This window comes from Thomasclavelia saccharogumia DSM 17460 (assembly GCF_000686665.1).
Classification (GTDB): domain Bacteria; phylum Bacillota_I; class Bacilli_A; order Erysipelotrichales; family Coprobacillaceae; genus Thomasclavelia; species Thomasclavelia saccharogumia.
Genome location: NZ_JMLH01000022.1, coordinates 14,957 through 25,406, shown reverse-complemented (window position 1 = coordinate 25,406; position 10,450 = coordinate 14,957). Strand labels below are relative to the sequence as shown.

General features: G+C 28.5%; 2 protein-coding genes. One reads left to right on the top strand and one right to left on the bottom strand.

From position 1 onward, the window contains the following. Positions 1-131 precede the first annotated feature (131 nt). Positions 132-1,073 (bottom strand): tyrosine-type recombinase/integrase, encoded by a 942-nt coding sequence (locus tag BR82_RS0106575; protein ID WP_034864333.1) that lies wholly within the window; start codon positions 1,071-1,073, stop codon positions 132-134. Between the two features lie 457 nt (positions 1,074-1,530). Between BR82_RS0106575 and BR82_RS0106570 the strand changes: the two genes are divergently transcribed. After that, positions 1,531-10,386: a Cna B-type domain-containing protein gene (locus tag BR82_RS0106570; RefSeq protein ID WP_027089541.1), complete on the top strand. Its 8,856-nt coding sequence runs from the start codon at positions 1,531-1,533 to the stop codon at positions 10,384-10,386. Positions 10,387-10,450 lie beyond the last annotated feature (64 nt).

Below are 10,450 nucleotides of genomic sequence, written 5' to 3'. Positions count from 1 at the left end.
ATTCCTCAATCATCTCCTTCTACTTATATTCTTATTAAATTTTTATTAACTTTTAAAGCATACTAATAATCCCCCTATCAATAACTCTTAGCCCCCTCTCTGATACAATTATGATTACTTCATAGAATGCACTATTCTACGATATTATCAGAGATAAAGTTTTCCCATTTATTCATTTGCTGCATTTTAAATTCTAATGATGAATGAACATATAGATTTAATGTAGTATTAACATTAGAATGGCCTAATATTTCACTAAGTGATTTAACATCTATTCCTAATTTGATACAGTTTGTGGCAAACGTATGTCTTAACATATGAAAATTGATATCTGATAGATTACATTCATCTAATAACTTTTTAAATTGAAACTGAATCTTTCGAGGATCAATTACTTTTTCTTTATCATTTAATACATAACAATCACCTTTATTAAAATATATTTGTTTCAAATATTTTAATAAAGGACTAGAAATTGGAATAATTCGATTTGAATTATTAGATTTTGTAGTACCAATCAATAAAACAGTTTTAGAATTATTAGAAATATCTCTGATTCTTTGTACTGATTTATTAACATTGATAGTTTTTCTATCAAAATTAATGTCTTCCCATTTCAAAGAACATATCTCACCTAATCTTAATCCAGCATATAAACCTAAAAAGATAGCTCTAGTTATTTCTTTATTTAGTTCATTAGCTTTTTTTTCAATAATGATTTGTTCAGTTTCGCTTAAAGATACAGCATTTCTTTTTATTTTTGGTAATTTTACATTATAGTATCTTAAATCCAGCTTATATTTTTTACTACCATAGTTTAAAACAGCTTGAATTAGATAATAGATGGTTTTAATTGTACTAGCAGATAATTTGTCACACATTTTTGATAAAAAGATGGATATTGATACATCATCAATATCTAAAAATTCCATATCTTTAAAATAAGGGAAAATATGAATTTTTAATAAATTATCGTATTTAATATAAGTTGACTGTTTGATACTTAATTTTTTAAAAATTAACCAGTCTTCAGCAATAAGTTTGAATTTTGTTTTTTGATTTAACTTTGTCATAATATTATTTTCCTTTCATTTATTAACAATTAACAGTATAGATAGAATATGTTCATAAATTATTTGAATAAGAGTTATTTCTTTATTTATTTTTATTTTAATGATAAAATATATATAGGTGTACTAATCGTAGAATAGTGCATTCTATGAAATTATACATATAGAATAATAAATAAATATTCGAATATTGTCACTGATACAAGAATTTAATAAAACAATAATAAGTATCAGTAAGAAAGAAGGGATAAAGACAAAATATACTAAAATAAATATGATCAAATAATGTTAAAATATGTTTCTTTTATATTATTTAATGTTATTATTGCCGATTTCTATATGTATATTAATTAAATAATATGATTTTTAATTTTTTATTATTTATGTAACCGTTTACAAAATCATTTAAATGAAAGTCAAACTAGATATTTCATTTAAAATTTATGAAGGGAGAAATATTATGAAGAAAAAAACATTAAAAAAAGCAGGTTTTATATTCAGTATGTTTATCATTCTAACAAGTATGATCTTAGCAGTCATTCAGCCTGCTAAAATATATGCATCAGATGATAAAACTGCTAACTTAGATGGCTTTTCAGCTAATCTTATAGCAGATCCGGATACTTCAAGCAATAATACTATATTTAACGGCAGTCCTGCTGAAGATGGAAAAATATGGACTGATAAATCTGTAACAACGGGAACACTATATGGCGCTACAGCTAGTGAAAACAACTTTAATATTGCACTATCAGCTATGGCCCAAACATACTCAACCGTCTCTGTAGGAATGTCTACAACCCAACAAAAAATTGGTTATGATGTTGTATTTGTTTTAGACTTTTCAGGAAGTATGGCTGATCATATATCTGGAAGTCGTACTTCAAAAGCAACTGCAATGGTAAATGCTGTTAATTCATCAATTCAAACATTAATGGAAGATGAAAATAATCGAGTTGGAATAGTTGGATATTCAGGTGAGAATGCAGGAAACGAAAATAACGCAGAAACTTTATTTCCATTAGATAGATATTCAACTGATTCAAATGAAAATAAATATCTAGAATATACCAATAATAGCATTAGAGCTGCAAGGCGCAGTAATTGGGGAAATACAACTTATTATGTAAAAAATAGCAGCAGCATACCTATCACTTCAAGTAAAGAGGTAAGTGGTGGAACTCCAACACAGCGTGGTATATACCATGGTATGGAAATATTAAATTCTACAGAAAAAACAGACGATATAATTCGTTTACCTATTCTTGTTTTATTATCTGATGGGGCTGCCGGTAGTGCTAAAAGTGATTATATTGATCCTAAAAATGGCACTCTATACCAAGGAAATGCCAATGGTGGATATAATAATAATGATGATGCTGAAGTTGGAGCATACACGATCTTAACTGCTAATCATGCTAAAAAAACTTTAGATACACATTATAAAGGTTTATATGATTATTCAAATGTCTTATCTGATTCATCAGAATCAGTCGCTAAATTTTATACAATTGGACTAGATATCAACAATACAGACTGGACACATTTTATGTTAGATCCTTCTACAACTGCTACTGATTCAAATAGTACAGTTAGAGAGATAAAAACTATTTTAAATCGTGATGATACATATAAAAATAATTATAAATATACTGATAAATATTTTGGCGGTTCAATGAGTGAGGAAGATCTCGAAAATGCATTTAAAGATATTCTTTCAGATATGACCATTGCTCCAAGCGTTAATACCGAAATAAACAACCCAGTATCAAGTGAATCTGGTGGTAGTGATATCGACAGTTTTGTTACTTTTACTGATTATCTTGGCTATAAGATGGAGTTAAAAGGCAATAAACAGTATTTAAGATATCAAGGAATCAATTATGTATTTGAAAAACAAGAGAATGGTACATATAAATTTAATGGTACGACCCAGGATGGAACTATAGCTGGGGGACCAATTGCTAATGATGGTTCTAGTTTAAGTGACGTTATTTTTAAAGTTGAAAAAGATAATGAATTAGTAGTTAATGGCCAGACTGGTTATAATAAAATAACCTGGTCTTTTCCAAGTGCCCTTTTGCCAACTTATAGTAGAACAAATGATTATGATAAGACTGCTTATCCAATTAGGATGTTATATGAAGTAGGTTTGGAAGAAGATGCTTCTTTGTTTTCAGGATTAGAAATTGATAGTGAAGGTAAACCAAATAATAATTTTACTGATTATGCTTTTTATACTAATTTATATGATTTTGAAACTGGAAATTCTTATTCAAATGTAGAGTTCAAACCTGCTAAAGATAATCCCTATTATTATAAAATTGGATATACAACGGATAAAGAAGCTGCCGCGACAACAACTGAATATCTAAAAGTTGATATGCCTGTAAAAAAAGCTCAACCAGAAACAGAAAAAGGAACTGCTGATATTAAATTAGAAGATATTAGACTTTCTTTAAACCCTGGACAAATGAGTTTTACATATGATGGTAATTCTTATACTGTTGCTTTATCTGGAAATGCTGCAACAAATGCTCTTTGGAGTGGTGAAACAACCATAACAGTCAAAGGAACAGCTGATGATACAGGTGAAACGATTGAAGCTAATGCTAGAATCAATGTTTCTGCAATATATAGTAGACAATCATGGAATAATTATTATTTATCACTTGATTCAATCACTATTAATGATACAGAAGCTGTCCTTTCTAATGATAAAACTGCAGCTGATGCAACAATATTGATTGAAAAGTCTTTACCGCCTACTACTTCTAATGAAGAAGAAATCGTTTCTGTTTATATGGAATTGAAACAGGATATAAATGGTTATTATATTGAAGATTCAAATGGTAATAGAATTAATGTTGTACAATCAGGTGATAGATATATGATAACTATTGGTAAGAATAGTTATCATAGTAATATTTATTATAAATATTCTGATGGTATAATAAGATATCGAGATAAAGATCTGCCTAAGGGAAATATTGCTAAGTCATTTGTTGGTCAATTAGAAATTATTCAACCGCAAAATGGAGAAAAAATTGATGAAAATAATTTTAAAGATTATTTCATCTATCATTCAGCTGATGGAAGTACTATTACAAATGCTACAGGAATTCTTTTTTCTGATGGCTCTTTCTGGGGAAAGGTTAGCGATACTGATTCAAGCAGGCCTCCTGTTGGAAGTTTTAAAGTATGTATTGATGATATAACTAATAAAAATAACGAAGGAATACGTGTTAATTTTGATTTTATTGTTGAAGAACAGACTATAATTGATGGTATAAAATATAATGCTACTGATGTATCTTTCTTTGAAAAAGAAAGCAAACATAGTATCGATATTCATATTGCAAATACACCAACAATTTCTGAAAGTGGCAATTATTTATACGATGTTTCTTATACAATCATAACTGATAATCCTGAAACAGGTGATAATAAGACATGTACTGATGAGGGATTCTTCCAATCTACTTTAAATAATGATGTTTTAATATCAAATTTAGGTAACAATGGTCGTATGACGATAAGCATAAAAGATAATGCTTATGAAAAAGAAATAACTGTAAATAAAAACTGGATTGATAAAAATGGTGAATTATTAACTTCAGGTAATAATTCATTAAGCAATGTTAGTGCCACAATCGGCCTATATCAAACTTATGAATATATTGATGATAATAATAAAAAAATTATTGCAAGCATTGAAAACGAGCCTTATAAAATCGTTGAATTAAATCAAGAAAACGCTTTTAGTTATACTTGGAATAAATACACTCTACCTAGATATTTAGTTAATTCAGGTGGTGATTATATTTTAGACAATAAAGAAAACAAAGTAGAAATCACTTATGTTGTCAATGAAATAACAGCTACTGAAGGCTGGATAACAAACAACACCGATAAAAAAGAAGATGATAATGCTTTAATATTCACCATTACAAATCAGCCAAATCTAAATTTAACTCCTACTGTTACAAAAGTTTGGACTCAAAACGGTGAAACAACCGAGGCTCCAGAAGGATATAAAGTAAAAGTTGAATTATTAGCTGATGGTAAAACTGTTACTAATATAAAAAAAGAAGACCGGGATCATAAAATAACAGCTATTCTTGAACAAAAAGATGAAAGTTCTGATGCTGTTTTAAAAGTTAAATATGGTGAAAAGGATCTTAAGTCACAAGATGTAACAGCTTCTGAAGTAAAAGAAAATGGATCAAAAATATACACTTTTAAATATGATGAACCAACTGGTACTCCAGGTACTGGCAACTATGCCAGCAAGGCAGAAATAAGAATAACGATTGCTGATACTTATGGAGGAAAATTAGGTATTTCTGATGCTAAAACTGCTTATTTTGTCGAAGACAAAGAAATTGCAGTATTATCACCATCATCATCTATACGTAATGAAGACAGTACTTCAAAAATAGTTATATTTACCATGAAATATGTAATCGATTCTCAAGACTCTTCAGTTATTTTAGACGGCAGTGAAGAATGGTCTTATACTTGGATCGATTGGGATCTGCCAACCCTTGTAAAAGATGATAATGGCGAGTATAAACAAATCAACTATTCTATTAAAGAAACATTAATAGATAGTAACAGTAATGAATACTCACCTGATGAAAATGAATTGATTAAAGTAAGTGATAACGAAGTCTATAAAGCAACGATCGACAATGATAACAAATATAATTTCACTATCACTAATGACCGTAGTTTAACTTCTGTATCTGTAAAAAAAGTATGGATCGATAATAACGATGCCTATCAAACTAGACCAGATACAATTACTTTTGAATTATCTGCTGATGGTACAAAACTAGAAAATCAAACTAAAACGATCTCTTCATCAGATCCAGCTTGGAATGGTGAATCTATTACCTGGGATAATTTACCAGTTTATAACAATAATGGTGATAAAATCAAATATACAGTTTCAGAAACAATGGGTGCATTACCTAATGATCAATATGTTACATCTATAGAAAATAATAACAATAACTTTACAATAACTAATAGATTAGATGATATGCAAAATTTCACATCCATGGCTGTAGAAAAACAATGGATCGATGATAATGATGCTCAAGGAAAACGTCCTGAAGAAATCTCTATGGTATTATATCGTCGAGTTGATGGAAGCACTGATATAAATGTTGTTCCTGATTCTCCACTAATTAAATTAACTAATGAGAAATTAAAGGGTAGCTGGGATAATTTACCTAAATACAACAATGAAGGTAAAAAATACATTTATTCAGTAAAAGAATATGAACACTATGATGGTATTAACACGCCTAAAGAAGGTGTAACTGGCTACAGTGATATCTCAAATGATAAAAATGAAACTAAGTATACTTTTATAAATCAACTAGATAATGGCAAAGTAAATAAAACTGTTACTAAAGTATGGAAAGATGCTGCATTAAAAGATCAGCGTCCCGATACAGTAACTGTCGAATTAAGTGCTAAAACTACAAATGGTGATATCGTTGATTTAAATAAATTTAACCCAATACAAGAATTAACCGAAAAAGATAAATGGACTTATACTTGGAAAGATCTACCAGAGTTTATCAATGGTATGAAAGTTGATTATACGATCAATGAAATAAAAGTAAATGATACTGCTGTTATTGATAATCAAGTATTAAACTATCAAGTAGATATAAAAGATGATGGCGCTGGAAATGACTTTACTATTAAAAATACTTTGATTGGCAAAACAACTGTAACGATAGAAAAACAATGGCAAAACCAACCTAGTGATTTTGTCATCCCAGAGGTTTCATTTGATATTATTGCAAATGATAATGAAATATCTGCAGTTGAAACATTAACTATTACCAAAGATAATAGTAGGGTAACAAGCCATGAATTAAATAAATATGATACTGAAGGAAAAATCATCAATTATACAATTAAAGAAGAAAACCTAAATAATGACAACTACAACATTGATTCATCAATAAGTGAAAACAGTGCAACTGATGGCTCATTTATATATAAGGTTATTAATACATATGTACCTTTAACTAGAGAAGTTAGTGTAACTAAAACATGGAATGGTTTATCTCCAGAAAATCTTCCTGATAATATTACAATTGCGTTGTATCGTAAAACTAGTAACAGTAAAAACGAATTAGTTAAAGAAGTAACGCCTGAATGGTCTAAGACGGAAACTACCTGGACATATGTGTTTAAAGATTTAGCAGTCTATCAAGATCGAGATAATTATGATACTGAATATATCTACAGTATTGAAGAAACAGCTGTTGATGATGTCGAAGTAGAAGATAATAAAGCTGGTGATTTTACCGTAAGTTATTCTTCTAATAATAACGAAAAACTTAATATTATTAATACTTTAGGTGGAACTGTTGATGGTTCTTCACTTGAAGGAACAAAAAACTGGGTCGATGTAGAAAAAGATAACATTCCAGATAGAATTGAAATTCAGTTATATCGAAATATTGAAAATGGTAATCTGGAACCAGCTATAGATACTAATGGTAATGATGTTTTTAAAACTATTGATAAAAAAGATCAATCTAATGTTACAGTATGGTCATTTAATTTTAACGGTATCACATTACCAAAATACGATGCAGATGGCAATGAATACACTTATAGTGTTAAAGAAATCAGCGTAACTGCTGATAACACAACATTAAAAGTAAAAAACAATGCTGTTGGTGATTATATAGTTGATGAAAATGGCTTAAATATTACTAATACTTTAAAACAAGATGATAAAAATAAAGATATGAGTGGTACATATCCGGTAATCAAAAACTGGCTCAATGCAAACGGTCATATCCCAGAATCAATTACTATTCAATTAGAAGATAATAATAATGATAAAGGTGCTCCTGTACAATTATTAAAAAATAATCAAATAAACGAAACAGAGTGGAATTATACATTTACTGGTTTAAGAAAATATAGTGATAATGGTATTAGTCCATATGATCTATATAAAGCAAAAGAAACTAAAATCAACGATATTGATGTAAATAATGAAAGAGTTAGAGACTTTACTATTAAATATGTTCAACAAGATGGTGAAAAAACAATAATCAATAACACTCTTGTAAGTGATAATGATAAAGCAACTATTTCTTATCCAGTTAAAAAACACTGGGTCAATATTGGTGATGATAATCTTCCAGAAAATATTACAATTCAATTAGAACAAAATAATGAAACTTATGGAGATCCTGTCGTTTTAACTAATGATACAAACTGGCAGCATAAGTTTGATAATTTACGTGAATATCAAGATGATGGCTTAACACCATATGAATATTCTGTCAAAGAAATAAAAGTTGGTGATTTACCAGTAATAAATAATCGTGTTGGTGATTATGAGGTATCAATTAGTGGTGGTACAATTACAAATACTCATGTTGGTGATGAAAAAATTGAGTTATTTGATTTGCCTATTCGTAAAGAATGGAAAAATGTATCTGAAAATAATCTTCCTAATAGCATAACTATTCAATTAATTCAAAACGGAAATAACTATGGTGACGCTGTTACTTTAACAAAAGATACTAATTGGCAATATACATTTACAAACATTCCTAAGTATCAAGCAAATGGAATCATTGAAAATTTTTATTCGATAGTAGAGACACATATAAATGATATTTCTATTGAAAATACTGATTATGAATTCAGTTATAATGATCATGTTTTAACCAACACATTAAAAGATCCTCAAAATGTCACTGTTACAGGTACTAAAATATGGAAAGATGATAATAACAAATTAAATATTCGTCCGGAAAACATCACAGTTGCCCTATTAGCTGATGAAAAAGAAATTGATAGTAAATTAGTAACAGGAACAGAAAATGAATGGAAATTTGAATTTACAGATCTTAATAAATACAATCCTGATGGATCACTTATCAAATACACAGTTAAAGAAAAAAATGACAACAGACCAAGTGATTATACAATGTCGCAAGATGGTAATGTCATCACTAATACATTAACTGGTGGAAATAAATATCCTGTGAATCAAATCATAGCTATCAATAAGATTTGGAATGATCGAGATAATTTAGAAAAATATCGTCCAAATGAAATTAAAGTTCATTTAAATGAACATGAAGTTATATTAAATCAAGATAATGCAAATAATTATAATAACTGGTCTACAACATTAAAAGTTCCTACGTTTGATGAAAATGGTATCATGATTGAATATAATAAAGTTAGCGAAGATCCAATTAGTCATTATTTAACAACTTATGCTGGTAATAAAAATGATGGTTTTACAATTACAAATACTTTTACAGATCAAGATGTAATTAGTATTACGGTAACTAAAAACTGGTTAGATAATAATAACGCCTATTCAACTCGTCCTAATGGTGTTGAAATCGAATTATTGCAAGATGGTCTTAATTATGAAAATATGACTATTACTACAAAAGATAATTGGCAGCACACTTTTATGAATTTACCAAGAGTTAATGCTGAAGGTAAAGTTCATGAATATGTTGTCAAAGAGATCAATATTGCTGAAAATTATTTAAGCACTATTGATCAATATCAAATTACAAATACTTTAGCTGGTGAAACTGTTGTTGCTGGTACTAAGTTATGGAAAAATGTGTCTGATGAAAATTTACCTAATAATGTGACTATTGCTTTATTGCAAAATAGTAAAGTTATTAAGGAAATGAATGTTAGTAAAGATACTAATTGGAAATATGAATTTAATAATTTAGATAAATATGATCCTAATGGTGTTGAATATACATATGCAGTTATGGAAACTGCTATTGATGGTAAAGCTATAAATGATACTGATTATGAGGTAAGTAATATTGAAGGTACATTTGATCTTCTAAATACTTTAGTTGATAAAAAAGATATTATCGTTAGTGGGCAAAAAATCTGGGTAGATAATGATAATCAGTATAATACTAGACCTGAAAGCATTGTTGTAACACTGTATGCTGATGGAAAAGAAATAAATAGTCAAGTCGTTAGTGCCAATAAAAATTGGAAATATGAATTTAATGGTTTATCTAAATATGATCAAAATGGTAAAGCAATTATATATACAGTAACAGAAGCTGCTGTTGAGGGTTACAATACAGTAATAAATGGTTACAATATCATTAATACATTAGATCATTCTAGAATTCCAAATGACAATGGCAATCAAAATCCAGATACATCTGATCCAACACTGTTAAATGCTTATACTATAATGTTATTTGCATCTAGTATTGGTATTGGATCAGCATTCTTAAAAAAGAAAAAATATCTTCGTTAAAAAAACTTGGGGTGAACTCATCCCAAGTTTTTCCTGTTCTCTGCCTAATACTCAATTATAAACA

Excerpts from the sequence above, each read along its gene's own strand:
- BR82_RS0106575 (WP_034864333.1), bottom strand. The coding sequence starts at position 1,073 with ATGACAAAGTTAAATCAAAAAACAAAATTCAAACTTATTGCTGAAGAC.
- BR82_RS0106570 (WP_027089541.1), top strand. The coding sequence starts at position 1,531 with ATGAAGAAAAAAACATTAAAAAAAGCAGGTTTTATATTCAGTATGTTT.